The sequence below is a fragment of the Erythrobacter westpacificensis genome (assembly GCF_039542285.1).
Taxonomy (GTDB): domain Bacteria; phylum Pseudomonadota; class Alphaproteobacteria; order Sphingomonadales; family Sphingomonadaceae; genus Alteraurantiacibacter; species Alteraurantiacibacter westpacificensis.
In genome coordinates this window covers 1-24,613 of the sequence record NZ_BAABHV010000022.1, presented here as the reverse complement: position 1 = coordinate 24,613, position 24,613 = coordinate 1, and the positions used below count along the sequence as shown (strand labels likewise).

The following is a 24,613-nucleotide window of genomic DNA, read 5'->3' as shown; positions in this document are numbered from 1 at the left end:
CGAAGGAACGAAGATGAAGCCCAAATCCTCAAGCTCCAAAAAGCCTGCCGAGCAGGTCGTAAAGGACATCCGCCGCAAGACCCGTCGGCACTTCTCTGCTGAAGACAAGATCAGGATCGTGCTCGATGGGCTGCGCGGCGATGACTCCATTGCCGAGCTGTGCCGCCGTGAAGGGATCGCACAGAGCCTGTATTACACCTGGTCCAAGGAGTTCATGGAGGCCGGCAAGCGCCGTCTGGCTGGTGACACTGCGCGTGCTGCGACCACGGACGAGGTGAAGGACCTGCGGCGAGAAGCTCGCGATCTCAAGGAATGCGTGGCCGACCTCACCCTGGAGAACCGCCTGCTCAAAAAAAGCATGATCGCGGATGGGGGAGACGACGAATGAGATACCCTGCATCCGAGAAGCTGGAGATAATCCGGATCGTCGAGCAGTCGCACCTGCCCGCCAAACGCACGCTGGACCAGCTCGGCGTGGCACGGCGCACCTTCTACCGCTGGTATGATCGTTACCTTGAAGGTGGTCCCGAGGCGCTGGCAGACCGACCATCCGGGCCGAGCCGGGCGTGGAACCGCATCGGCGAGGATGTCCAGCAGCAGATCGTCGAGATGGCGCTGGAACAGACCGAGCTGTCCCCGCGAGAACTGGCGGTGCGCTTCACCGACGAGCGGCGCTACTTCGTGTCCGAAGCTACGGTTTACCGGCTGCTCAAGGCTCATGATCTGATCACCAGCCCGGCCTACACCGTGATCAAGGCGGCAGATACGTTCCACACACAAACCTCCCGCCCCAACGAGATGTGGCAGACCGACTTTACCTACTTCAAGATCATAGGATGGGGCTGGGTCTATCTCTCGACCGTGCTCGACGATTACTCGCGCTACATCATTGCATGGAAGCTCTGCACCACCATGCGAGCCGAGGACGTCACTGACACGCTCGATATGGCACTGGCAGCCTCAGGCTGCGACCACGCCAATGTGCTGCACAGGCCCCGCCTGCTCAGCGACAATGGCCCCAGCTACATCGCGAGCGAGTTGGCCGAATACATCGACGCCAACAAGATGAGCCACGTGCGCGGCGCACCCTTCCACCCACAGACCCAAGGCAAGATCGAGCGCTGGCATCAGACGCTCAAAAACCGTGTGCTGTTGGAGAATTACTTCCTGCCGGGCGATCTCGAACAGCAGATCAAGGCCTTCGTCGAGCATTACAACCACCAGCGCTACCACGAGGGCCTCGACAACGTCACACCCGCCGATGCCTACTTCGGCAGGGCTGCCGCCATCATCAAACGAAGAGAAAGGATCAAGCGAAAGACACTCGAACATCGGCGCTTGCAACACCGCAAGCTCGCCGCCTAAACATCAATCCAAGACGAGGCCCACACTCCGCTGATCTACGCCGCGAGTTGTGCCAAATGTGCTGACGACGGACAACGTGACCCTGCACTTTCACTCAAGCTGCTAGAGCACATGGCTAACATGTGGGCAAAAGACATCCCACCCAACGATCCTCGCGTCAGCCCCCTTTTCGCCAACCAAGAGGGACTTGCGCCAACCATGGTGTTTAGCGGAGACCGCGAGATTCTTGATTCCGATGCTCTGCGGCTCAAAGCCAAGAACCCGGCAATCGATCATCGGCGTTACGCGGAAATGATGCACGTCTGGCCCGTAGGTCCTACGCGCGAAGCTAAGAAAGCCCTAGATGAGGCCTCACAATTCATTCTCCGTCAACTTTCGGTAAAAAATCCGGCGTGAGGCTGCGGAATGCCCGAAATTAAACCGCTACGATGATGCGGCAGCTAAGATCGCCTCGAAGTTTCGAAATTGCGCTCGGCTATATGTCTGCTTTTGGTAATCCGCCAAACGAACGGCAATGGCTGAAATGAGGGCGCGAAGCGGACCTTCCGACTATGCACTCCATCTGCCACGCAGCCAGTCCGTGGTTGCAGGCATTATCCGGCTTGCTCAATTCAGTAAGCCCTCAAGTGCATCACCAATCTGCTGCACGGCCTCTATCAGATGACCGTCATCGAGGTGAGCATACCGGGCGGTGGTCTGAACATTGGCATGACCGAGCAGACGCCCGATCATCGGCAGGGTTTCCTTGTTCATCGCCGCATGGCTGGCAAAGGTATGGCGCAGGTCATGGATGCGAACGCCGGGTAGCCCTGCCTCGGCTCTGAGCCTGCGCCAGAAACCATCCACGCAGCGAAGCGGCTTGCGGTAGCTGTAATTCCAGAACGGATATGGGATCCTCTCGTAGCGCGGGAGCGCAGCGATCACTTCGCGGGCTGCCGAGCCAAGCCAAACCGTTCGTGGTCCGGTCTTGCTGTCGCGCAAGTGCAGCCGGTTGCCCTTGATGTCGGTCCATTCGAGCGTGAGGATTTCGCTCTTCCGGCAACCTGTCAGCAGTAGGAGCGTGAGGGCTGCACCCGCACACTGTTTGGTGCGATCATCCGATGTGCGAAGTTTTGCAAGCTCGAACCCCAAACGGGCGAGTTCCTCGTTGGTGAGGAAGCGCTCGCATTGGCGCTTGCGGTTGGGCCGAATTGAGCGGCACGGATTGGTGTTCTCGAGCCGGTAGCCCCATTCCTCCGCCTTGTTGAGCATGTGCTTGAGGATTTCGAATGTCCGGTTCGATGCTCCCGGTCCGGTGCGATTGTTGAGGTCCGCAAACCAGCTCGCGACGTGGCCCTCGTTCAGTTCGTCGATGTAGACGCCAGCGAAGGCGTCATCGAGATAGCGGCGACGATAGCCGGTGTGGGTTTCCAGGGTCGATGCTTTCCAGCGTGGTGCCCAGCGATCCCAATACTCGGTCACGAAGTCGGCGAAGCTCGGCGCTGACCGGATGCGCTGGCGCTCAGTCGCCGGATCGCGACCTACCTGCGCGTATGCGATGACCCGGCGCGCAACCATTTGCGCCTGATAGCGCGTGAGGACCGATGCAGGTCCGATTGTGACCGTGCGCATGCGGCCTGCCATGCGGGTCTGGACGATGTAGACGTTGCGACCGCTCGGATAGTGCCGGATACCAAAGCCGTGTTCGACACCAAGCCAGGTCGTGGTCCGCGCCTTGCCTTTGGGAACGAGCTTGAAGTTGACGGTTGCCCCGACGTCGGCAAGCGCCTCTTCGACGATCTTCTTGAGACTGGCGGCAGTCATGGCCTGAGACCAATCGCCTCCGCCAGCGAGCCGGAAACCCGCTCAGCGGCTTCGCCGATCACTTCGTCGGACAGGTGTGCATATTTTGCGGTCGTTTCGACCAGCTTGTGGCCAAGCAGCTTGCCAATGGTCGATAGCGGCACGTTGTCCATGATCGCTGTTGAAGCGAAGCTGTGCCGCAGATCATGGATACGAACGTCGGGCAAAGCGCACTGCCGCCGGAATTTGTACCACCAAGTATCAAAGTTCAGTGGGCGTTTTCCGGTCCGGTTCGGAAACACAAGATCGCTGTCGTCGCGCCTCTCGATCCCCGCAAGGATGTCCTGCGACTGCGAATTGAGCCAGATCACCTTGGGACCGGTCTTGCTGTCCGGCAGCACAAATCGGGGCGGCTTCACCCACTCCCAGCGCAGGTTCGTGATCTCGCCCACGCGCGCGCCAGTGAACAAGAGCAGGCGAGCGATTGCGACCTCTGCCGGTCGGTCCGCCTCAGCCTCACGCAATGCCGCTCCGATCCGGCGATACTCGGCTGGTGTCAAATAACGCTCAACGCTTTGCCGCTTGTATCGTGGCATCCCTCGGCAGGGGTTCGAACCTGGCCGACGCATCTTGAGCGCTTCGGCATATTTGAACAGCGCGGACAACACGGGCACGGCGCGGTTGAACTTTACCTCGCTCTCTCCCGCGCAGCCATCGCGCCAGCGGTGGATGTCTGGTGGGAGGATGTCCGCCACGCGCGTGTCGCCAAACGTAGGCTTGATATCGAGCCGCCACGCATCCCAATTTCGTTTGGTGGTCGAGGGCTTCCAGACGCGGGATAGATCATCCCAATAGGCCTCAACAAAGTCGGTCATCGTCGGGGTGGCCTTGACCACTGCGCGTTTGGGCAAACCATCAAGCGCGGCTTCCGCAAGAATGCGGCGAGCTTGCGCCCTTGCCAGCCCCGCCTCAAGCTCGTCGGTCCGGCCAAGGGTGATGCGCCGATGCTTGCCGCGATGGCGCAAGCGCACGAACCAGAAGTAGTTGCCGCTCGGCCTTACGCGCAGCCCGAAGCCCGCAAGCTCAGTGTCCCAGATGCAGTATTCGCGTTCGCGCAGCGGCAGCTTGCGGCGGGCAAAATTGCCATCGAGAAGTGCTCTATGGGCAGACCTTCGGCGTTTGGGGACCATATGGCATTCGCCCTCATGCAAACTGCCCCCAGAACCCTTGGAAATACCGTCATTTGCGGGGACCGGGCAGCATTCAACAGCGCCCTCTCTGCCGAGCACCTTGAGCGCTTCACACACTGATTTTATTGCATTTTTTCCCAAAACACAGCAGTGCTACTGCGTACGGTGTGCATCTCGTCCCCAATTGCGCAGGTGGTGACCAGTGACCCTAGGCGTTCTGTCTCATGGGTCACTGACTACCCTTACCGAGGGAGCGTGAGCAACCCTTGGAACTGGCCCATGTTCGCGAACGATCTGTCCCTGTCTCCATTCCCAACAAGGGGTCGCACCTGCGCAAAAGGGACCGGCCAAGGACCACGTGTGGAGCGGCAGGAACGGGGTCTGTCGGTCCTGCCGCGCGCGCTGGTCCGACCCGGTTCCGGTGCGCAAGTGCGTGCGGGGCCCAGAAACAAATCAGGCCGCGCCCTCAGGAGCGCAGCGATAGCTGCGCGGGACAGAGCGCGTCCACAGCCCCGCTCAATTTCTCGGACCGTTGCCAAAAGGGGCGAGCATGAAAAAAGGGCGGGAACCGTTGCCGGCCCCGCCCTCTTTGCGCGTTTCAATATTCGTCGAGGAGCCCTCCGTGGACCGTGTGCACTACCCGGTGTGCCAGGTGTGCCGGCAGGGCGTTGTAGTCACCCTCGTCGAGTGCGAAGTAGCCCAGATCGTCGTCTTCGATCACGTGCTGGTCGAAGAAGCTGTGCAATGCCCGCCGTTCGGCCGTGGCAAGTGCCTCGAAGTAGCTGTTCGAAGTGGTCTGAACCGTTGCAAGTGTAGCCATGATATCCTCCTGATTGTGCCGGGAAGCCGACAGGAGGTCCAAGGACGGGGATGCGGCCGCCGGGTCACAGGATCGCCCGCATGGGCGACCGCGCCAGCGGCGGTGGGGGTAACGGTTTTGTCGGACCGTAGCGTCAGCGAAGGGGAGGCAAAATCGTGGGGCCCCGCCGTCCTTGACGCGGTGGTTGCATTCCCGTCAGCATGGGAGTTCCGTGAGCCAGGACCCTCTCACCTTTCCTAAAGGCGCGAGGTCAGATTCCATTTTCCTACATGCCTGGATCCGGGGCAGGATGCGTGCGGGCTGCCACCACAAGGGGATTATTGAAAGGACCCCCATATGCCGTCGCAACGAAGCGCGATTGCCGCATTGAAGAAACTGGAAGCCGACCGGGAAGCGCTCGACCAGCGCCAGCGTGAATTGGAAGAGAAGGCGGCCATTGAACTGGGCCAGATGCTTCTCGGCACAGGTATTGAGACCTTCTCGAAGAAGGGCATCAGGACGGCTGGCGAACTGCTCGGCAAGCTGGGCGAAGAGGAGAGCCTGCGGCGGCTGGAAGGAGCCCGCCCTGCCCCTGCTCGCGAGCCCCAGGCATCGTCCGGCTAGAACAGGAAGAAGGGCGCTGTCCGGTCTGGACAGCGCCCCTCAGGTAGGGATCGATGATGATGGACGTCAGTCGATCTCGGGAGCGTCGGTGTTGTCGTTGTCGTCGCTCGAACCACTGCCGCGGGAGAGGAAGTCGACCTTGTCGGCGAGGATCTCGGTGCCGTAGCGCGTGACTCCATCCTTGTCCTCCCACTGGGTGTAGTGAATGCGGCCCTGGACGCTGACCAGCTGGCCCTTTGAGCAGTACTGCCCGACGGTCTTGGCGAGGCCGTTGAAGCAGGTCACCCGGTGGAACTCGCTTTCCTTGGCGGTGTAGCCGTTCTCGTCCTTGTAGGTCTTGCCGTCCTTGTCGCGCGCGGGGCGATCGGTGACGACGGTGATCCCGGTGACGTTGGTGCCGCCCTTGGTCTCGCGGGTGTCGGGATCGCGGGCGATGCGGCCAGTGAGGATTGCGATATTGGTCATGATGAAAGTTCCTTAAGTTCCTCAAACCGGAGACCATCTCCGGCTTGCGAACTTGCCTAAGAAGCAGGGCATGGGAGGACTGCACCGCAGGAGCGAAGCTCCAAGGGAAACCTGTTCATGACGGGTGGTGCGGGCAGGCGCGCGAAGCGCGACAACACGGCCGGAAAGGAACGGGTTGCTGTCCTCAGCTGACCTGATTCAGGACTGTTCGCGAAGAAAGCCGGATGGGTATCGGGTGCGGGTCTGAAGGTGCCGTGACCGGCGCTTGCAATCAGGCTTCGCCTTCGCCTTCCGATGCCGCCAGGAGATCCATGAAGTTGCGGGCCGCTTCCCGGTCTTCCTCGTTCTCGAACGCCACATCGAGATCGGGGGCGGACCCGAACATGTGCAGGAACGACCACAGTGCAAAGCGCTTGCCCCGGTCCTCTTCAAGGCCGAGATCGACCCGGCAGTGCTCGATGCCGGCTGCAAAGGTGTCGGGAGCAACCCTGGAAAGGTCGGTGGTGGCAAAGTAGCGCTGCAGCAGATCGTCAAGTTGCATTCGCAAAGGATAGTACGGTGACGGGCAAATGCACATGTGCTTGAGGAGCAACACCCAATCTCTTCAACAATTCAGGGAATTGATCCTTATCTAACCAGACCCATCTTGAAGAATGCACCCTCAAGGGTGGGGCGCTGAAGGAAGATCGGGATGACGAAAATCAGAGGAAAGAACGACGGCCCCAGAGGCCGGAACGAGCACTATGACGTCGGGTCACGCAAGAACGTGCCGCGCCGAAATATCGTAGCGGAAATCAAGCGCGGCGAGCACCCCGGCGCTCATGTCGTGAAGATCAACGATCGGGAATATGCCCGCGACAATCCTGACCGTTCCAAGAGCGACAACGTCAATCGCGGCAAATAAACGGCTGGCCACAAAGCGGCGTTAGCCGCCCTTTGGGGATGCACCCAACGGACCGCGGCGATCGACCACGGTGATCCGGCGTGCCTTGGCATCGATCACGAGCCGCTCGGTCACGCCATTCCCCGGGAAGGCGACAACGTAGCGCGGATTGAGGGAGAGCATTTGCTCGTTGCGCTTGAACGCGGCGCGGGCACCAAGCCGACGATCAAGCGAGTAGGTCAGTTGCTGCACTTCGCGGCGTTCAGCCCAACTCGCTGCCAGGCGATCGGCTCCCTTGCCGTCACCGCCATGGACCAGGAAGAGATCGGGAACCGCATCGCGAACCTTGTCCAGCGTTGCCCAGATATTGTCGGCATATCGCTTCGCATCCTCGGTGCTCTCGAAGCTCTGGCGACCACCGGCGAAGAGGACCGGAGTTCCTTCCGGTATCAGGGCGTGACGCCTGTTCTCGGCACGTGCGCGGAGGAAATCGCGGGCATCGATCACGGCCGATGTGAAGTGGCGCGAATGGCTCGTGCGCGAGCCCGAAACGGGCTTCCAAGAGGAGCCGGTCTCGTCGCGGTAAAGTGCTGCCGCCGCCTCGCGCATCTGCTCAAAGGCAAGCATGCTGGCTTCGGCAGCCTGCGCGCGCTCAACCTGCTCTTCAAGATTGCTCGAATGCACTTCGGACCCGTCGGCTGATGCGAGGAGGACCCGGATCTCGTCGCTGGCCCGATCAAGTTGAGCCGACTTGCGGCTGGCTGCGCGGTGGAACAGATTGACCATGCCCCAGGCAATATCCTCGGCATCGGCTTCCAGGGCTGTGTCGGAAAACATCGCGAAGAGGTCGGACCATACGGCGCCAAGCGTCTGCTCGATCGCGTCCTCGCAGGGAAAGTCGGTCTCGTTGAAGGGGGCCGGCCTGATGCTCAGGCCTGAGAGATCGAGGCCGCTCAACTGGTCGATGAAGCTGTCGTACATGGGGTGTCTCCTGATCGCGGGGACAAGGAGAGGAGGCACCATTGCCTCGGCCCAGTCCGCCGGAGCCCGATCAGGGCCGGGAAAAGGGGGCGTGACGCACCGCGCAGCGGGAAACCTGCGGTCCTAGGCTGGCGCGGGCAACACGGGCCGACGGGCCGCAGGTTGCGGCTCGCCCCGACCGGCCCAAGGGCCTCTCCCGGCGGACAGGGATGAGGCAGGATCAGCACCCGGTATCGCAGGTGGATCGGGAGCGCTCGAAGATCGCTTCGCCATTCGAGAGCCGACCGATGAGGCGCAACTCACCAAACAGGTCGATGAACCTTCCTGAGACTTGGCCAAGCCAGTGCCGTGCTCTCGCCGTTCGTGGGTTGTAGAAGTCGGCCTCCCAGTACTGGGCATCGTCGCGTTCGGCGAGCCAGATCGCTGCAAGGCCGCAATAGGTCGATATGCCGCAATCGGCGAAGGCATTGCGAAGGAGGATGCGGTCCTCGCGGCCGCGCCATCCATCGAAGCGCTCGAAGGAAGGAAAGGCCGCCTTCGCAGTATCGATGACTTCGTCGACGAGGCACTCATAAGCCCAGTCGGTGTCGTCCACTTCGCCGTCATCGAGCAGGCGAAAGGCCACTACGGAGCCGGTCGGGTAGCTGACGGAACGTCCCATCTCACTGCTCCTCAGGCTGCATCAACGAGATCGATGTCAGTCTCGCCTTCGTTAGATTGCTGGCCACCCAGTTCGAGCAACAGGCTGGCCGCTTCCTCGGCCTTGGCCGCAGCGGTGAGGATCGCGCGCTCGTCCGATTTGAGGATCTTGAGCCAGGACGCGATGTAGCTGGCGTGATGGTCGAGATGGGTAACGGGAAGACCCAGTTCTGCCCCGAGAATGGCCGAGGACAGCTCGGCGATCAGTTCCTCGGCAGCATAGGCGTCGCTGCCGAAGCGGTTCTTGAGATCGCGGTCGAGCCGCGAGGAATGCCCCGTCCAGTGCGACAGCTCGTGCGCGAGCGTCGCGTAGTAGTGGTCGTAGGCTTCGAAAAGTTCGGCTGGCGGCATGGTGACGCGGTCGCGCAGCGGCTCGTAATAGGCCTGGGCGCCATGATGGCGCAGGTCTGCGCCAATCTCTGCGAAAAAGGCATCAAGCCGCTCTTCGCGTCCTTCGGGCTCCAGCGCGTCAACGAGTGGCTTGGGATGATAGAACTCGGGGAGGCCATCGCACTGGTCAGCGTTGAAAACGGCGTAGGCCTTGAGCACGCGCCGGTTCTCGGTGTCCACTTCGCCTTCGGCGTTCTCGACCTCCTTGGTGTAGCTCTTGTAGAAAATCGCGATGGTCGATTTCTCACCCTTGCGGACCTGTCCGCCAAGTTTCTGGCACTGACGATAGGTCATCCAGTAAGGCGAGGCGTAGCCGCAGCCATCGGCCACCATCCACAACCAGAATGTGTTCATGCCGCGATAGGGTGTCCCGCAGCTCCGCAAGGGCCGCGAGACCGGCACACCGCGCCACGGCTTAACCCAGGGCTTTGTCCCTTGCTCGAGTTTCTCGATGATGGCGGCGGTGATGCGCTGGGCTGGCGAATCTGAAACAGCGCGGCGGGACTTGGTCATGGGAGGTCTCCTGATCGCCGGGACGGAGATGCCCCGGCTCAGGAAGAGCAAAGCTCCCTCTCCTCTCTCCTTGCTGCGTGCTACCTTGCACGCGCCGGATCTTCCGTCGGACACGGGATCGTACGGCAAGCAATCGCTCAAAAACCGGTCCCTGCGGCTTGCCCATTTGCTTGCGATCAGCTAACCGCCCGCCGATGCGGCAGCTCCATTTCCTGTTTTTGTTGGCATTGCTCCTGGTCTCGCATGGCGGGCTTCCGGGATCGATTCCGCATCTGGAAGCGGCGCATGCACATGAGGCGGCAAGCGCGCATCATGCGCATGAGCACAATTCCGCCGATGTCATCGAGGTCGAGACAGACGCCGATTCGCTCGCGTCCGAAGACATCGTGCCTCACCCTGCTTCGCATTCGCACAGCTCGATTGCGATGCCGGACCAGACCGAGTTCGCGGGCAACGCCCCTGCGCCTCGAACACTTCTGCGGCCGGGCGAGACACCGCCTCTCATCGGCTTTTCGCCAGCTCCGTTAACACAGCCCCCATCAGCCTGATTTTCTGAATCCGGCCCGCATTCCGGGCCAATTTCCATTCAGACAATCAGGAGCAGTCTATCATGCACGTGTCCACGCGTGCCGCCCTTCTGGCGGCCACGTTGGTGTGGGCGACCTCGGCATCCGCCCAGACGTACACACTCGAGGAGGCCGTTCGAACTGCGGTCGCCAATTCACCGCAGGGCGAGGCGACCGCAGCGCGCCTCGACGGCCTCAACGCAGCGCGAAGCGCTGCCGATACCAACCCCGCGCCCACGATCGATGGGACCGTCGAGAACATCGGCACCCCGGGCTTTTCCCAATGGCAGATCGACGGGACTTACAACCAGCGACTGGAGCGCGGCGGCAAACGCGCGGCGCGCGTGCGCCTCGCGCAAGGTGATATCGCCGTTGCCGGGGCCGAGGCGCTCGTGCGGCGTCTCGATCTCGCGAGCGAAGTCCAGGCGTTGTACGTCGAAGCGCAAGCCGCCGCCTTGTCGCTCGAACTTGCCAGGAGCAGGGTCGAGATCGCCGAGACCCTCGCCAATGAGGTGCAGCGCAGGGTCGATGAGGCGCGCGACCCTTTGTTCGCGGGAACGCGGGCCCGCACACAACTGGCCGAAGCCCGGGTGGATCTTGGGCTGGCGGAACACGCCTTCGAAGCCGCTCTGGCGCGCCTGGCGCTCCTTACCGGCGGAGATCCACGCAGCATCGGAGTCGTGACCTCGGGCTTCCTCGAAGCCGAAGAGATTGCCATCACCACTGCCGACCTTACGCCAGTCGATCTTGCCGTCTTCCAGGCCCGGCGCGAGAGGGCGGACGCGAACTATCGCCTCCAGGAAGCCAATTCGCGCACCGATCCAACTGTCTTCGCGGGACCCAGGTTGTTCGGCAATGGCGACGTCGCCGTCATTGCGGGCTTCTCGCTGCCTTTGCCCAACCGCGCGCTCAATCGGGCCAACATCGACCGCGCCGCGGCCGAGCAGCGGCAGGTAGAGGCGGACCTCGCGGTCGAACGGTTCCAGCGTCGCCGGCAGATCGCTCTGGCTGCCGAACGCGTCGAAGAGGCGCGCCACGAGGCCGAGGCGATCCAGGAGCAGGTGGTGCCCGGTGCCGAACAGACCCTTCGGGAGGTCCGTGCCGGCTACAATCGCGGAGGGTTCACCTTTCTCGATGTCTCCGTTGCCCAGACCGCATTGCACGAGGCCAGAGTCCGCTTCGTCGATGCTCTCGCCGAATATCATCAGGCCAAGGTCGACTACGACCGACTGACTGGCCGCTTCATCGAACTTGTTGGGGGTTATTGATCATGCGCAAGACGCACTTATTCCTTGCTGCGTGCTTTGCAGCGACACTCACCGCCTGCGGCCAGTCGGCAGATACGCCGGAAACTTCCGAAGAACAGGCAGCCGCAGAGGGCGAGTACGAGCGCGGTCCACACAACGGTCGCATGCTTCGTGACGGCGACTTCGCGATCGAGGTTACCGTCTTTGAAGACGGTGTTCCGCCCGAATACCGTCTATACGCCTACCGCGACAACGAGCCCGTCGATCCCGAAACGGTCCGTGCCCGGGTCATGATCACGCGTCTGGACGGCGAAAAGACCACGTTCGAATTCGAACCGGAACAGGATTACCTGCGGGGCCAGGGCGTTCTCGTCGAACCGCACAGTTTCGACGTCGTGGTAGTGGCAATCGAAGGCGACAACAGCCATCGATGGGCGTTCGAATCTTACGAGGGCCGGGTTACCATCTCGGACGAGGCGGCACGTGCGGCCGGCATCCGGACCGAGACGGTCGGACCGCAACAGGTCGGTGAAACCGTGGAAATCATCGGACGGGTGGAGCTCGATCCCTCCGGCAGCGCCGAAGTGGGGGCCAAATTCCCGGGCACCGTCATGTCGCTGCATGCCAATCTCGGCGATCGTGTAGCGCGGGGGGCGTTGCTGGCGCGGGTAGAAAGCAGTTCATCGTTGCAGACCTATCCGATCTACGCGCCGATTTCCGGAGTGATCACGCAGCGCAATACCAACATTGGCGACATCGCGGACAGCGATCCGATGTTCGTCATCTCCGATCCGTCTCGCACGGTTGCGACCTTCCCGATCTTCCCACGCGACATCGAGCGGGTTCGTCCCGGACAATCCGTGCTCATCCGGGGCCTCGAAGGCCAGCGTGCGCAGGGCTCCCGCATCCGGGACTTCCTGCCTTTGGCGGAAGTCAGCAGCCAGGCGGTGACCGCACGTGCGCCGCTCCCCAATCGCGATGGCTTCTGGCGACCGGGAATGGCGGTCAGGGGGCTGGTCTCGGTCGACCAGCGACGGGTGCCTCTCGCCGTCAGGACGGACGCCATCCAGCAATTCCGCGATTTTCGCGTCGTCTTCGCCAAGATCGGCGAGACCTACGAGGTGCGGATGCTCGAGCTTGGTCAGGAAGGTCCCGAGTGGACCGAAGTGCTGAGCGGGATCGATGCAGGCACCGTCTACGCATCCGAGAACAGCTACGTGATCAAGGCCGACATCGAGAAGTCGGGCGCGAGCCACGATCACTGAGGAGCGCGATTTCATGTTGGAAAGAATTGTCGAGCTGTCGATCAGACAGCGTTTCGCAGTGCTGGCAGCGGTGTTCATTTTCGCCGCCGTGGGCATTTACAGTTTCGGCCGGCTCAAGATCGATGCCGTGCCGGACATCACCAATGTGCAGGTGCAGATCAACACTTCGGCGCCGGGCTTTTCTCCGCTCGAAGCCGAGCAGCGCATTACCTATCCGGTCGAAACCGCCATCGCGGGGTTGCCGGGGCTGTCCTATACGCGCTCGGTTTCGCGCTACGGTCTGAGCCAGGTTACCGTCGTTTTCGAGGACGGCACCGACATCTACTTCGCCAGGCAACTCGTCAACGAGCGCCTGCAGGCGGTACGTTCGAACCTGCCGGAGACGGTCGAACCCGAGCTCGGGCCTATCGCCACGGGCCTGGGCGAGATCTTCATGTACACGGTCGAAGCCGAGCAGGGCGCGGTCAAACCCGATGGCTCGCGCTATACCGCGCAGGATCTGCGGACGTTGCATGACTGGGTCGTTCGGCCCCAGCTTCGCACGGTTCCAGGGGTCACCGAGGTCAACTCGATCGGCGGCTACCGCAAGGAGTATGTCGTAGCGCCGCTTCCCGAACGTCTTGCCGGCTTCGGTCTGACGGTCGAGGACGTGATCGAGGCGCTCGAAAACAACAATGCCAATGTCGGTGCTGGCTACGTCGAGAGGTCGGGTTCGCAATATCTTATCCGCGTACCCGGACAGGCCGAGGACGAACGCGATCTGTCCGGGATTATCGTCGATTACCGCGATGGCATTCCCATTCGTATCGCTGATGTGGCGGATGTCGAGATCGAATCCGAGATCCGCAATGGCGCCGCGACCAAGGATGGCCGCGAAGTTGTGCTCGGCACGATCTACATGCTCGTTGGCGAGAATGCCCGCGATGTCAGTGTCGCGGTGGCCGAAAGGCTGGAAGAGGTAAACCGCTCGCTGCCCGGCGGCGTTGTCGCCAATACGGTCTACGATCGCTCCGAACTGGTCGAAGCAACGGTCTCCACAGTCGAGAAGAACCTCGCCGAAGGGGCGCTGTTGGTCATCGTTGTCCTGTTCGTCCTGCTCGGCAACTTCAGGGCTGCACTCATTACCGCTGCCGTGATCCCGCTCTCTTTCCTCCTGATGATCACGGGGATGGTCGAGAACAACGTGTCGGGCAATCTGATGAGCCTGGGGGCATTGGACTTCGGCCTGATCGTGGATGGTGCGGTCATCATTGTCGAAAACTGCCTCCGTCGGTTCGGCGAGGCGCAGCATTCGCTCGGAAGACTGCTGAATCGCGAGGAACGCTTCAAGCTGGCGGCCCGCGCATCTGCCGAGGTGATCAAGCCGAGCCTTTTCGGCATTCTGATCATCACGATCGTCTACGTGCCGATCTTCGCTCTCGAAGGCGTGGAGGGCAAGACGTTCCACCCGATGGCGATCACGGTCGTCATGGCGCTCACCGCCGCCATGGTGCTCTCCCTCACCTTCGTTCCGGCCGCGGTCGCGACATTCGTGACGGGCAAGGTCGAGGAGAAGGAGACGCGCGTCATGCGCGCCGCCAAATCGGGTTATCGTCCGATGCTCGATTTCGCCTTGCGTTCGCGCAAAGCTGTCCTTGCCGGAGCCGTGGCTCTGGTGGTCCTGAGTGGATGGGGTGCAAGCCGGATGGGATCGGAATTCATTCCCAATCTGGATGAAGGCGATATCGCGCTCCACGCCCTGAGAATTCCGGGTACCAGCCTCAGCCAGGCAGTCGCCATGCAGACTGCCCTGGAAGACAAAATTCGCACCTTCCCCGAGGTGGACCAGGTGTTCGCGAAGATCGGTACCGCCGATGTGGCCACTGACCCAGTGCCGCCATCGGTCGCCGACACCTTCGTGATCATGAAGCCGAGAGAGGATTGGCCGGATCCCCGCAAACCGAAGGAGCAACTCGTCGCCGAGATGAACGAGGCCGTCCAGCAGGTGCCGGGTTCGCGCTACGAGTTCCTTCAACCGATCCAGATGCGTTTCAACGAACTCATCGCGGGCGTGCGTTCAGACGTCGCGATCAAGATCTTCGGGGACGATCTCGACCAGCTCGCTTCCGTTGCAGCCGAGGTCGAGGGCGTTGTCTCTTCGATCGAGGGATCGCAGGACGCGCAGACCGAACAGGTGACCGGCTTGCCGTTCATTCAGGTCATCCCTGATCGCATCCGCCTGACCCAGCTCGGGTTGAACGTGGACGATGTTCAGACGGTGGTGTCGACGGCAATCGGCGGGACCGAGGCCGGCCAGATCTTCGAGGGTGATCGACGCTTCGATATCGTTGTCCGGCTGCCCGAAGAGATGCGCGAGGATCGCCAGGTGCTCGAGCGTCTTCCTATCGCACTGCCAGGTGGAGGGTCTGTCCCGCTGTCGGAGGTTGCGACGATCGAGAACGTTCAGGGGCCGAACCAGATCAGCCGCGAGGACGGCAAGCGGCGTGCGGTGGTCACCAGCAATGTGCGCGGACGGGACCTGGGTTCCTTCATATCCGAGGCGCAAGAGAGGATCGCCACGGAGATCGAGCTGCCCGAGGGCTACTGGGTCGACTATGGCGGCACATTCGAGCAACTCGAATCCGCGAGTGCGCGGCTTCAGATCGTCGTTCCGCTCGCCTTGCTGCTGATCTTCGGCCTGCTGGTGGCGCTGTTTCGCTCGGTGAAGGACGCGCTGGTCGTGTTTTCCGGGGTGCCATTGGCGCTTACCGGAGGGGTGGCCGCGCTCATGCTGCGCGGCATCCCCTTCTCGATCTCGGCGGGGGTCGGCTTCATCGCCCTGTCGGGGATCGCCGTGCTGAACGGCGTCGTCATGCTGACGTTCATCCGGCAGCTGATGGATGACGGCAAGCCGCTCGAGGACGCCATCAAGGAAGGAGCCATGGCTCGTCTGCGGCCCGTACTCATGACCGCACTCGTCGCAAGCCTCGGCTTCGTTCCGATGGCTCTGAATGTCGGGCTCGGTTCGGAGGTGCAGCGTCCGCTCGCGACGGTCGTCATCGGCGGGATCGTCTCGGCTACCGCGCTGACACTGCTGGTTCTGCCAGCACTCTACAGGGTGGTTCGCGGCGAACGCACGGAAGTCCCGGAGACAGGGACATTCGACGAAAACCCCAACCCTCAACTCGCAAGCTGAAGCCGGAGCAGTCGTCCGCAGGGTGCAATCCTGCGGGCGGCCGACATCCGGGACCGGAGAACGAAATGATATCGATAACGCAATCTCGATCCAATACAGCAGTCATGCGCATTCTCGCGCTCGCTACAGTTCTGCTAATCTTCCTCGCCTCGGGTGCCGAAGCGTGGGCGCACAATGTCGCCGAGGGGGACAAGGGCTACATCCAGGAGAGCAGCGGAACGCTGATCCTGCCCTTCATCTATCTCGGCGCAAAACACATGGTGACCGGATACGATCACCTGCTCTTTCTTTTCGGCGTCATCTTCTTTCTCTACCGGTTGAAGGACGTCGGAATCTACGTGACGCTGTTCGCGATCGGCCATTCGACCACGCTGCTGTTCGGTGTCCTGACCGGTATCACCGCCAACGCCTATCTCATCGATGCGATCATCGGTCTGTCGGTCGTCTACAAGGCGTTGGACAATCTCGGTGCCTTCCAGCGGTGGTTCGGATTCCAGCCAAGTACCAAGGCAGCAACCCTCATTTTCGGCTTCTTTCACGGCTTCGGCCTTGCCACGAAGATCATCGAATTCGAGATCGCCGAAGACGGCCTCATCCCAAATCTTCTCGCCTTCAATGTCGGTGTGGAAATCGGGCAATTGCTCGCCCTTGGCGCAATCCTGATCGTGATGGGCTTTTGGCGCAGGACCGAGAGCTTCATGCGTCACGCCTTCGCCGCCAACACTCTTCTCATGACCGCGGGCTTCATGCTCGTCGGCTACCAACTCGTCGGCTTCGCCGTAGCCTGATCACATTTTTCCAGGAGCAATAGACATGTTCAATTCACAGCGCCCGTCCACCAGCGACCTTCCCACCAACCGCCAGCTTGTCAAGGCGACCGCGTTCGCCTTGGTGACCGCGACCGTCCTCCTGGTCACCGTGGTTCTACCCGCGGAATACGCGATCGATCCGACCGGAGCGGGCCGTCTTCTTGGATATTCCGAGATGGGCGAGATCAAACAGCAACTTGCTGCGGAAGCAGCTGCCGACGAGCAGAACACAGCCATCGAGGAGGTTCGTACGCTCGCCGGTAACAGCGGCAGCGGCTCCGAAGCGGCAACGCGCCGCGATGTCACCGAATTGACGCTCGCGCCTGGTGAGGGTGCGGAAGTCAAGGCGGTCATGGCCGATGGGGCCAGTCTTCAATACGAATGGTCGGTGCAAGGTGGCCACGTCAATTTCGATACGCATGCCGATGCCCCGGGCATTTCTTACCACGGATACGACAAAGGCCGCGAATCCACGGGTGAGTCCGGCACACTCGTCGCCGCCTTCGATGGGAGCCATGGCTGGTTCTGGCGCAATCGTTCTGGCGCAACCGTAACCGTGACCCTCAAGACCGACGGCAGCTACTCCGAAATCAAGCGTGTAGTCTAGATCACTCTCTGCCCAAAGGAAGACATCGCCATGCTCTCCGTTCTGACCAATCGCACATATCGTCACCTGTTTTTTGCGCAGGTCATCGCGCTTGTCGGAACGGGGCTCTCGACGGTCGCTCTCGGCTTGCTGGCCTATGATCTCGCCGGTGCCGACGCCGGCGCGGTCTTGGGTACGGCACTTGCCATCAAGATGGTCGCCTATATCGGTATCGCTCCCCTTGCCGGGGCCTATGCCGACAAATTTCCCCGCAAACGCCTGCTTGTGGGAATGGACATCATCCGCGCCGGCGTTGCGCTACTGCTCCCATTCGTCGATGCGGTCTGGCAAATCTATCTGCTCATTTTCGTGCTGCAGTCGGCATCGGCCGTCTTCACGCCGACCTTCCAAGCAACCATTCCCGACATCCTGCCGGACGAAGAAGAGTACACGAAAGCTCTTTCCCTGTCCCGAATGGCCTACGATCTTGAAAGCCTGGTCAGTCCGGTCCTGGCTGCCGCGCTACTGGTGACCATAAGCTTCCACTGGCTGTTCGCGGGAACCGCCATCGGCTTCGTCGTCTCGGCGATGCTTGTGGTGAGCGCCGCTCTACCTCACAGGAAATCGCTGGCAAAGCGGGTGGAGGGTGTATGGCGCAAAACCACACGCGGCATGCGGGTCTATCTCAAGACACCCAGGCTTGTCGGCTTGCTGGCCGTCACCCTTGCTGCGGCGGCTGGCAGCGCGATGGTCATCGTCAACACGGTTGTCATCGTGAAAAACATGGGACGCAGCGAAGGCGACGTCGCGCTGGCTTTGGCGGCTTACGGAGCGGGCTCGATGCTGGCTGCGCTTGCTCTGCCCCGCATCCTGACCGGGGTGAAAGACCGTACGGTCATGATTTTCGGCGCGGCTCTCTTGGTCGCCACACTGGCAGCGATAGGGCTAGTGTTCGGACAGCTGGGCACCCAACCGCTCTGGCCGTTTCTGCTGGTCGGCTGGCTCGCGATGGGTATCGGGTATTCGCTTTGCGTCACGCCGAGCGGAAGATTACTCAAACGCTCGTCGGCGGATGAGGACCGCCCGGCGCTGTTCGCTGCCCAGTTCGCGCTGAGCCATGTGTGCTGGCTCGTCGCGTATCCCATGGCAGGTCAAATCGGCGCTCGCTTTGGCATGACGCCGACTTTTCTGGTGCTAGCGGCCTTGGGCATTCTGGGCGTCGGGCTTACCCTGTGGCTCTGGCCCCGCAAAGACCCCTCCATGCTTTACCATACGCATCCCGAACTGCCGTCTGATCATCCGCATTTGCAAGAGCATGGAAGCGACGGCCATCGGCACCATTTCGTTATTGACGACTTGCATGTGGGCTGGCCAGGCAAGGTTTGAAATGAACCCGGACGGACCGTCAGGAGGGCTCAGGCGGCCCGACTGGCCACCTGCTCAACCGCCGCATCCTCCGGCACAGTTTCGGCGTAAGCCTCGAAGGGATCTCGCTTTTGACGCCGGCAAAAGTGTCCGCAGCCTAAGCCTGCCTTAAGCTGGCGGGCTAGTTACCGTTGGTTGACGGTTCAAGTCGAGACAGGCGATGCGTCGACGATGGGACCGACTAAAGGAGAGAGCCAATGAGGTCCTACGTCATTCTGGCCGCTGGGGTGATTGCGACAATCGGCTCTCCCGTCAGCGAGACGCAAGCCGCTCCCCAAGAGATGGAGAGGCGTGTCGGAAGCAAAAACGGAGAATTCACGGTTCAACGCATCCTCGATATTCCCAGTCCGATCCGCTACGGTGACTGGTATTGGGATGAGGAGGGCGTGCCGGACGGTGAGCTAACGGTGACGGTCGATCTACAGGCACGAGTCATGTCGGTCTGGCGGGGCGGTTATGAAATTGGGGCCACAGCCGTGCTTCTCGGAACCGAGGATCATTTAACCCCAACCGGGGTGTTTCCAATTCTGACCAAAGAGCGGCACAATACGTCGAGCATTTACGATGACGCTCCGATGCCGTGGACCCTTCGCCTGACTTGGGACGGCATTGCCATCCACGGCGGTTCCGAGATCGAAAACGGCTACGCGAGCCATGGCTGCGTTGCGGCACCCGACCCCTTCATGGATAAACTCTTCGCAACGGCCGGAAAGGGCGACAAAGTCATCATCACGGACGGAAGATTCATCGGACTTGGTGAAAGCGTACGCTAGCTTTGCCAAGATGATCGTAGCCGCAATTGGCACGGTAGTGGCAAAAACTTCAGGAGGGCAGCTCTCGGCCAGCGAGCGAGAGTGCTCAATTCATAACATGACGGGAAAAAGCGGCCCGTCCCGATAGGGACGGACCGCCCGCCGAGTGACCTAGACCTGTCAGGAGGGGTCAGGCAGCCTGCTCGGCAATCTCGTCGGTCACATCGCCGCTGACCGTTTCGCCGGCTTCATCTTCAATCGACGCATCTTCCTCGAGATCGGTGGGAACGTCAGTATCGGTGAACCGCATGATCGTCGGAACCCAGGCTTGTGCCCGCTCCTTGACCTCGGCATCGCCGATGAAGTTGCCCGAGAAGATGCGCTCGGCAGCGCTCGCCAGCTCGGCCTTCTTGGAGGCGGCATAGCGACTAACCAGTTCGGGACCGCCGGCGGCATCGAGCGCCTCAAGCGTGCGGGCCTTGGCCACGCGGTCGAAGTAGTTCGCCGCCGTGGGACGCCACCAATGCGTGGTTTCGATTTCGAGCAGCGAGCCGAGCGCCTCGTGCAGTGGCACCGAACGCTCGCCATCGCAGGCCAAGCTCGCAACCAGAGTGCGCGAGACGACATGGCCGAGCCAGGCCGAGCGCGCCTCGTCGGAAAGCGCACGGAATTTTGCGAACCGCTCGACATCGCTTTCGCCAGAACGCCAGCTTTCATCAAGCGACCCGGCGAACTCAGCCAAAGCAGCACTCGCCGGTGCATCCTTGGCCTCGAACCCGGTGACCGGACCGGACGCGACCGAGCCGCCAAGCGTCGACGCCTTCTTGGCCCGCCAATCGCTCCCATCGGCATCGGCGAGCGTGAAGACCATGAAGTCGAGCGCCAGTGCCGGATCGTTGGCCAGATGGATGGCCAGGATGTCGCGGCGTTGCATCGCGAGCTCGTCGAGCAGGCGCTGCGACAACGAGCTTCCCTTGGGCTTCGCCGGACCGTTCTCTTCAATGGCCTCGACCACACCTTCGTCAGCGATGACCTCGGTCTCGGTGTAGAACTGTGGGACCAACATCGGCTCGCCATTGCGCGAGAGGACGAGGAAGGCACCGGCCTCGGCTTTCAACTCCTCGGCGAGTACCGGCGGCCGGTCATTGAGCGCGCGCATCGCGCGGTCGATCACCACGAGTTCCTGTTCCGCCTTGGCCACCTCGTCCTCGTCGCTGTCTTCGTCTTCGAGCACGGCGGCGACGCGGTCGTAGTCGGCCTCAAGTTCGCTGAATTCCTGCACTTCCTGTTCGGTCAGCGGCGCAGGCTCGCAGGGCAAACGAGCGAGACCTTCAACAAGGTCGTGGCTGACATAGTTCCCCAGCGTCGGGCGCACCCAGGCAAGGCCATATTCGAGCGCGGCCTTTTCTGCGGCTTCTTCCATGGCCTTGTGCGCGAGGTCTTCGAGCAGCGCGATATCGATCCAGCTCTCGCTGGCATCATCATCGAACAGTTCGCGCTCGATCCGACCACCTGCGTCGAGATAGGCGTCGCGTCCGACTAGAACCGCTCGCGGATCGGAGCCACGAACGGTTGCGTCGAGCACCATGCGCCGGATCGTGTCGGGCGTGATTTGGTACCAGGCGTCCTGCAGCTCGGCATAGACATGCGCTTGGCGCTCCACGTCGGAGATCGCGCCGTAGGCCTTGGCCATATCAAGCGTGATCGTGCCTTCGGCGAGCGCTTCGAAGACGCAAGGCGCGAGAGAGGCTAGGCGCAGACGTCCTTCGACGAATCGGACGGTGAGGCCGAAGCGGCGCGCCACGTCTTCGGGGGTAGCCCCTGCCTCGATGATGGAAGCGAAGGCCTGCGCCTCGTCAGCGGGGTTCATCGCGAGACGCTGAAAGTTCTCGGCAAGGCTGGCCTCGCGCACTTCGCTTTCCTCGCCTTCGATGACGATGCAGGTAACCTCGTGGTTTTCGGGCAAGGTGCCCTCTTCGGCCAGCGCCTGCAGCGCGGCGAGACGGCGACCGCCGGCCTCGACCTCGAACTTGCCGCGCTTTCCTTTGCGCACGACGAGGTTCTGCAGCAGACCGCGCGCACCAATGTCTGCCCGCAGCTGGAGGTCAGCCAGCACATCGCTCGACTTGCGAACGTTGCGCGGGCTCGGGACGAGCTTCTTCAAGGGAATCGACTGGATCATGGGTGTTCTCCTGATGGAATGAAGGCGCAGGTGAGGATCACGAGGCCCACAAGCCCAACGGGCTCCCTCCACTCTCTTCAATGGCTGTGGCGACCATCTATGCTACCGGGATGGGGCGATCAGGGATCGGCTGAGATCCGTCCATGAGAGCAGTTGTTCTCGATGCGCGAACCCATTCGCAAGCCCGTCATCAGCGGGCACAGGCAGATCAGTCGCCCGGACTTGAGGAAGGACGTGATCAGGCTCCGGCGTACGCGACACGGGAGCTTATCGGTTCATTCAGACACACGGAGGGGAGGAGAGAAGGGGAAACCTAAGCGCAATCGGAGGCAGCGCTCAGCTTCATCCGGACCCTGACCTCTTCAGCGGAGCCTATGCCTATCCGCTGCTAAGCAAGCGCTCTTCGAGAAGCGTCCGAAAATCCCGACGCGCATCAGCGATTACGAACACGGTCACCTGACCGGGTGCCGGCTCGGGCTGATACCCGTAGATTATGCGGAACGGAAAGCGCGACAATTGCCGAAAGTCGGTGATCCCGAGAGCCTCAAGTTCCGGTGGAACCGGTCCTTTCTCAGGATTGTTCACAAGGGATTCGATAGACGCGACAAGGTCATCCAGCAGTGCGTCCGCACCATCGTCGCCATCCGGCCCGCGCTGCGTCAAGCGGCGCTGCCAGATACCCGCGAGATCGCGCTCCGCACCGGAGGTGATCTCGATCGCTACGGCGGCCGTCATCATTCAGTTTGACTTACCCCGTACGCGATCCGCAAGGCCTGCCACCGGGCGGGTCCGACCGGCGGCAACATCGGCCTGTCCGAGCGCCAGAAGTTTTAGCAGAGCGAGCGTTTCCTGTGCGCGCTCGTAGCTGGCGACATCCTGCAGAACTGCCTTGGCTTCGCCATTCTGCGTGATGACCATTGGCCCGGCGCCATCTCCAATCTCCCGGATAATTTCGGCGCTGTGGGCCTTCAGATAGCTGATCGGTTTGATGCGCTGGTCCAGCTTCATAGAACACCTTAGGACTGAATTTGGTCTCTATATAGACCAGTTTAGGGCAAATGAGAAGTTCAAGGCTCGATTGCGATGCTTTGGAGGATCTCGCTTGCTCTCGACACCGGTGCAAATAGCCGCGTGCGGTAACGGATGATCTCGGTGAAGCAGCCCTTGCCCTTGTACCACTCGAGGCGTTCCGGCGAGAATCCGGTCAGTTCAAGGCGCTGCTCGCCTCCCACCAGCGAGCGCTTTACGGTCAAGGCATCGTGGCTTGTGAGGCCCAGCGGCTTGCCGTTTGCGAGGACGAGGTCGCCGATCTGCTCTGCCGATGGTCCGGTAACACCGGACAGGCCAAAGGTTTCGGCGATCGCAGCGAGATCGATATCGAGCACTTCGCGGCCGATGATCGACTGGCCGTCCTCGGCAACGAGCCGGGTGACGCGGACATGATCGCCCGGCAGGCGCTTCCAGACAGGGAGCAGCAAACCAGTGGCGAGATGGACACGCTCGGTCACCGGTGAAGCGGCGGCCGCCTCTTCCTCAGCCCGCCAGGCGCTCGTGAACGCGGTGACGCCAATGTCTTCCCAGTGGCTTTCAGCAAGTGCCTCAAGTGTCCAATTCGCGGACTTGAGCGGGCGTAGCAGGCGTCGGCGTTCGATCACGGCTCCGTCGTCGGCGATGAGGCGACGGGCTGGAACCGACAGCGCGACCTTGCCCGAGCGCGCATTGCGCATCGGGATCGCGTGCGGGCTGCTGATCTCGTGCATCCGCACCAGGCGCTGCAAGCGTAGAGGCCTAAGGTGCCTCGACACTTCGAGCGAGACGAGACGGGTCTCGGCACCGGTCACGGGGTCAGTGCGCAGGAGTTCATCTGCAAGGACCGTAAAACGATCGACCCTCACGGTTTCCAGTCCCTGGTCGAGCGTTCCAGCCTCGCGCGCGGCTTCAATCCGCGCTTCGACGAGGCCGAGATATTCATCGAAGATCGCGTTCTGGAGCGCAATCGGCAGCGCGAGGATGCGATTGAGCCAGCGCTGGATCGTGGGGAGATTGTCGGTCAGCCCGCCATCGGGGTTTTCGAGCCGGAGACCGGTGCGCTCGACGAAATTGCCGAACGTGGTGGCTTCGAGCTTGCCGTCATAGAGCAGCTGAAACCAGCGGCTGAGCGCATCGCGCGCATAGTCGCTTTCAAGATTGTCTGCCGGATCGAACAGGTTCTGTCCGCCGGTCTGGCGCTGGCCACGCGTCAGCGCGCCCAATGCGTCGAGCCTTCGCGCAATGGTCGAGATGAACCGGCGCTCGCCCTTCACGTCGGTGGTTACCGGCCGGAACAACGGGGCCGAGGCCTGATTGGTGCGGTTGGTGCGGCCAAGACCCTGGATCGCATTGTCGGCCCGCCAGCCCGGCTCGAGCAGGAAATGAACCCTGCGCTGCTGGTTCTTCGCATGAAGGTCGGCGTGGTAGGATCGCCCCGTGCCGCCTGCATCCGAAAAGACGAGGATGAGCTTGGTGCCTTCCATAAAGCTTTGCGCTTCGGCAACATTGGCACTGGGGCTTCGCCGCTCGAGGCGTTGCTGGCCATCACGGCCCAGGACAAGCCTGCGGGTCCGGCCTGTGACTTCGGCCACGGCGTCGGTTCCGAAGTGTTCGATGATCGCGTCGAGCGCAGTGGCGATGGGCGGCAGCGCGCAGAGCTGCTCGATCAGCGCATCGCGCGCGGCAATGGCGCGCGGGCAGAAAACGGGATTGCCCTCCTCGTCGATCATCGCCTCGGAGCGAAGATTGCCGTCCTCGTCGGCGAAGACCTGCATCAATCGCACCGGAAAGCTCTTCGCAAGATAGTCGATGACATATTCTTTGCAGTCGCAGTTTATGTCGAGTGTCGCAGCCGGTGGCACGGGATTGCGTCGGTTTGTCATGAT

At 61.7% G+C, this 24,613-nt stretch carries 24 protein-coding genes; 12 read left to right on the top strand and 12 right to left on the bottom strand.

The features are described 5' to 3' along the window. Positions 1-13 precede the first annotated feature (13 nt). Positions 14-1,365, top strand: a protein-coding gene (locus ABFX23_RS15240) for an IS3 family transposase (protein WP_346033845.1) whose coding sequence is annotated in 2 segments (ribosomal slippage) — positions 14-349 and positions 352-1,365 — 1,350 coding nt in all. Because the reading frame shifts where the segments join, the coding sequence is not laid out codon by codon here. Between the two features lie 6 nt (positions 1,366-1,371). After that, complete coding sequence (locus tag ABFX23_RS15235; protein WP_346034036.1) at positions 1,372-1,761, top strand: alpha/beta hydrolase; 390 nt, start codon at positions 1,372-1,374, stop codon at positions 1,759-1,761. Between the two features lie 210 nt (positions 1,762-1,971). Here ABFX23_RS15235 and ABFX23_RS15230 read toward each other — a convergent pair whose 3' ends face one another. From ABFX23_RS15230 to ABFX23_RS15220, 3 genes are all read right to left on the bottom strand, one after another. Further along, entirely contained in the window at positions 1,972-3,168 is a 1,197-nt protein-coding gene (locus tag ABFX23_RS15230) for a tyrosine-type recombinase/integrase (protein WP_346033844.1), read from the bottom strand. Next, positions 3,165-4,454 (bottom strand): tyrosine-type recombinase/integrase, encoded by a 1,290-nt coding sequence (locus ABFX23_RS15225; protein ID WP_346033843.1) that lies wholly within the window; start codon positions 4,452-4,454, stop codon positions 3,165-3,167. Before ABFX23_RS15225 ends, ABFX23_RS15230 begins: the two co-directional genes overlap by 4 nt. Before the next feature lie 481 nt (positions 4,455-4,935). Continuing rightward, the gene (locus tag ABFX23_RS15220) at positions 4,936-5,157 is read right to left on the bottom strand and encodes a hypothetical protein (RefSeq protein WP_346033842.1); all 222 of its coding nucleotides are present in this window, start codon (positions 5,155-5,157) and stop codon (positions 4,936-4,938) included. A gap of 336 nt (positions 5,158-5,493) precedes the next feature. On the opposite strand from ABFX23_RS15220, the gene ABFX23_RS15215 reads away from it, so the two are divergent. After that, on the top strand, positions 5,494-5,760 hold the full coding sequence (locus tag ABFX23_RS15215) for a DUF6437 family protein (protein WP_346033841.1): 267 nt from the start codon (positions 5,494-5,496) through the stop codon (positions 5,758-5,760). Positions 5,761-5,826: 66 nt separating this feature from the next. On the opposite strand, the gene ABFX23_RS15210 is transcribed toward ABFX23_RS15215, so the two are convergent. Both ABFX23_RS15210 and ABFX23_RS15205 read right to left on the bottom strand, forming a co-directional pair. Further along, on the bottom strand, positions 5,827-6,225 hold the full coding sequence (locus ABFX23_RS15210) for a single-stranded DNA-binding protein (RefSeq protein WP_346033840.1): 399 nt from the start codon (positions 6,223-6,225) through the stop codon (positions 5,827-5,829). 271 nt (positions 6,226-6,496) lie between these two features. Further along, complete coding sequence (locus ABFX23_RS15205) at positions 6,497-6,766, bottom strand: hypothetical protein (RefSeq protein ID WP_346033839.1); 270 nt, start codon at positions 6,764-6,766, stop codon at positions 6,497-6,499. Positions 6,767-6,916: 150 nt separating this feature from the next. Here ABFX23_RS15205 and ABFX23_RS15200 point away from each other — a divergent pair, with 150 nt between their 5' ends. After that, entirely contained in the window at positions 6,917-7,129 is a 213-nt protein-coding gene (locus ABFX23_RS15200) for a DUF3892 domain-containing protein (RefSeq protein ID WP_346033838.1), read from the top strand. A gap of 21 nt (positions 7,130-7,150) precedes the next feature. On the opposite strand, the gene ABFX23_RS15195 is transcribed toward ABFX23_RS15200, so the two are convergent. The 3 genes from ABFX23_RS15195 to ABFX23_RS15185 form a co-directional block, all read right to left on the bottom strand. Beyond that, the gene (locus ABFX23_RS15195) at positions 7,151-8,089 is read right to left on the bottom strand and encodes a DUF2493 domain-containing protein (protein WP_346033837.1); all 939 of its coding nucleotides are present in this window, start codon (positions 8,087-8,089) and stop codon (positions 7,151-7,153) included. Between the two features lie 220 nt (positions 8,090-8,309). Next, the gene (locus tag ABFX23_RS15190) at positions 8,310-8,750 is read right to left on the bottom strand and encodes a hypothetical protein (RefSeq protein WP_253520496.1); all 441 of its coding nucleotides are present in this window, start codon (positions 8,748-8,750) and stop codon (positions 8,310-8,312) included. 11 nt (positions 8,751-8,761) lie between these two features. Then, the gene (locus ABFX23_RS15185) at positions 8,762-9,691 is read right to left on the bottom strand and encodes an ArdC family protein (RefSeq protein ID WP_346033836.1); all 930 of its coding nucleotides are present in this window, start codon (positions 9,689-9,691) and stop codon (positions 8,762-8,764) included. Between the two features lie 194 nt (positions 9,692-9,885). Between ABFX23_RS15185 and ABFX23_RS15180 the strand changes: the two genes are divergently transcribed. From ABFX23_RS15180 to ABFX23_RS15145, 8 genes are all read left to right on the top strand, one after another. Beyond that, entirely contained in the window at positions 9,886-10,239 is a 354-nt protein-coding gene (locus tag ABFX23_RS15180) for a hypothetical protein (protein ID WP_119594115.1), read from the top strand. A gap of 62 nt (positions 10,240-10,301) precedes the next feature. Then, entirely contained in the window at positions 10,302-11,525 is a 1,224-nt protein-coding gene (locus ABFX23_RS15175; protein ID WP_119594114.1) for a TolC family protein, read from the top strand. Between the two features lie 2 nt (positions 11,526-11,527). Next, on the top strand, positions 11,528-12,769 hold the full coding sequence (locus ABFX23_RS15170; RefSeq protein WP_346033835.1) for an efflux RND transporter periplasmic adaptor subunit: 1,242 nt from the start codon (positions 11,528-11,530) through the stop codon (positions 12,767-12,769). A gap of 13 nt (positions 12,770-12,782) precedes the next feature. After that, complete coding sequence (locus ABFX23_RS15165) at positions 12,783-15,944, top strand: efflux RND transporter permease subunit (protein WP_346033834.1); 3,162 nt, start codon at positions 12,783-12,785, stop codon at positions 15,942-15,944. Positions 15,945-16,048: 104 nt separating this feature from the next. Beyond that, on the top strand, positions 16,049-16,732 hold the full coding sequence (locus tag ABFX23_RS15160; RefSeq protein WP_225082084.1) for a HupE/UreJ family protein: 684 nt from the start codon (positions 16,049-16,051) through the stop codon (positions 16,730-16,732). Positions 16,733-16,757: 25 nt separating this feature from the next. After that, a complete protein-coding gene (locus ABFX23_RS15155; RefSeq protein ID WP_119594106.1) occupies positions 16,758-17,360 on the top strand; it encodes a transmembrane anchor protein in 603 nt (200 codons plus the stop codon). A gap of 30 nt (positions 17,361-17,390) precedes the next feature. After that, positions 17,391-18,725, top strand: a complete 1,335-nt coding sequence (locus ABFX23_RS15150) for an MFS transporter (protein WP_119594104.1) — start codon at positions 17,391-17,393, stop codon at positions 18,723-18,725. A gap of 236 nt (positions 18,726-18,961) precedes the next feature. Then, a complete protein-coding gene (locus ABFX23_RS15145; protein ID WP_346033833.1) occupies positions 18,962-19,537 on the top strand; it encodes a L,D-transpeptidase family protein in 576 nt (191 codons plus the stop codon). A 169-nt stretch (positions 19,538-19,706) separates the two neighbouring features. Here ABFX23_RS15145 and ABFX23_RS15140 read toward each other — a convergent pair whose 3' ends face one another. The 4 genes from ABFX23_RS15140 to ABFX23_RS15125 all read right to left on the bottom strand — a co-directional run bounded on the left by ABFX23_RS15140 (position 19,707) and on the right by ABFX23_RS15125 (position 24,613). Next, positions 19,707-21,698: a ParB/RepB/Spo0J family partition protein gene (locus ABFX23_RS15140; protein WP_346033832.1), complete on the bottom strand. Its 1,992-nt coding sequence runs from the start codon at positions 21,696-21,698 to the stop codon at positions 19,707-19,709. 378 nt (positions 21,699-22,076) lie between these two features. Next, the gene (locus tag ABFX23_RS15135) at positions 22,077-22,433 is read right to left on the bottom strand and encodes a type II toxin-antitoxin system RelE/ParE family toxin (protein ID WP_064305634.1); all 357 of its coding nucleotides are present in this window, start codon (positions 22,431-22,433) and stop codon (positions 22,077-22,079) included. A gap of 3 nt (positions 22,434-22,436) precedes the next feature. Continuing rightward, a complete protein-coding gene (locus tag ABFX23_RS15130) occupies positions 22,437-22,706 on the bottom strand; it encodes a type II toxin-antitoxin system Phd/YefM family antitoxin (protein WP_010240558.1) in 270 nt (89 codons plus the stop codon). Positions 22,707-22,765: 59 nt separating this feature from the next. Beyond that, the gene (locus ABFX23_RS15125; protein WP_346033831.1) at positions 22,766-24,613 is read right to left on the bottom strand and encodes a strawberry notch C-terminal domain-containing protein; all 1,848 of its coding nucleotides are present in this window, start codon (positions 24,611-24,613) and stop codon (positions 22,766-22,768) included.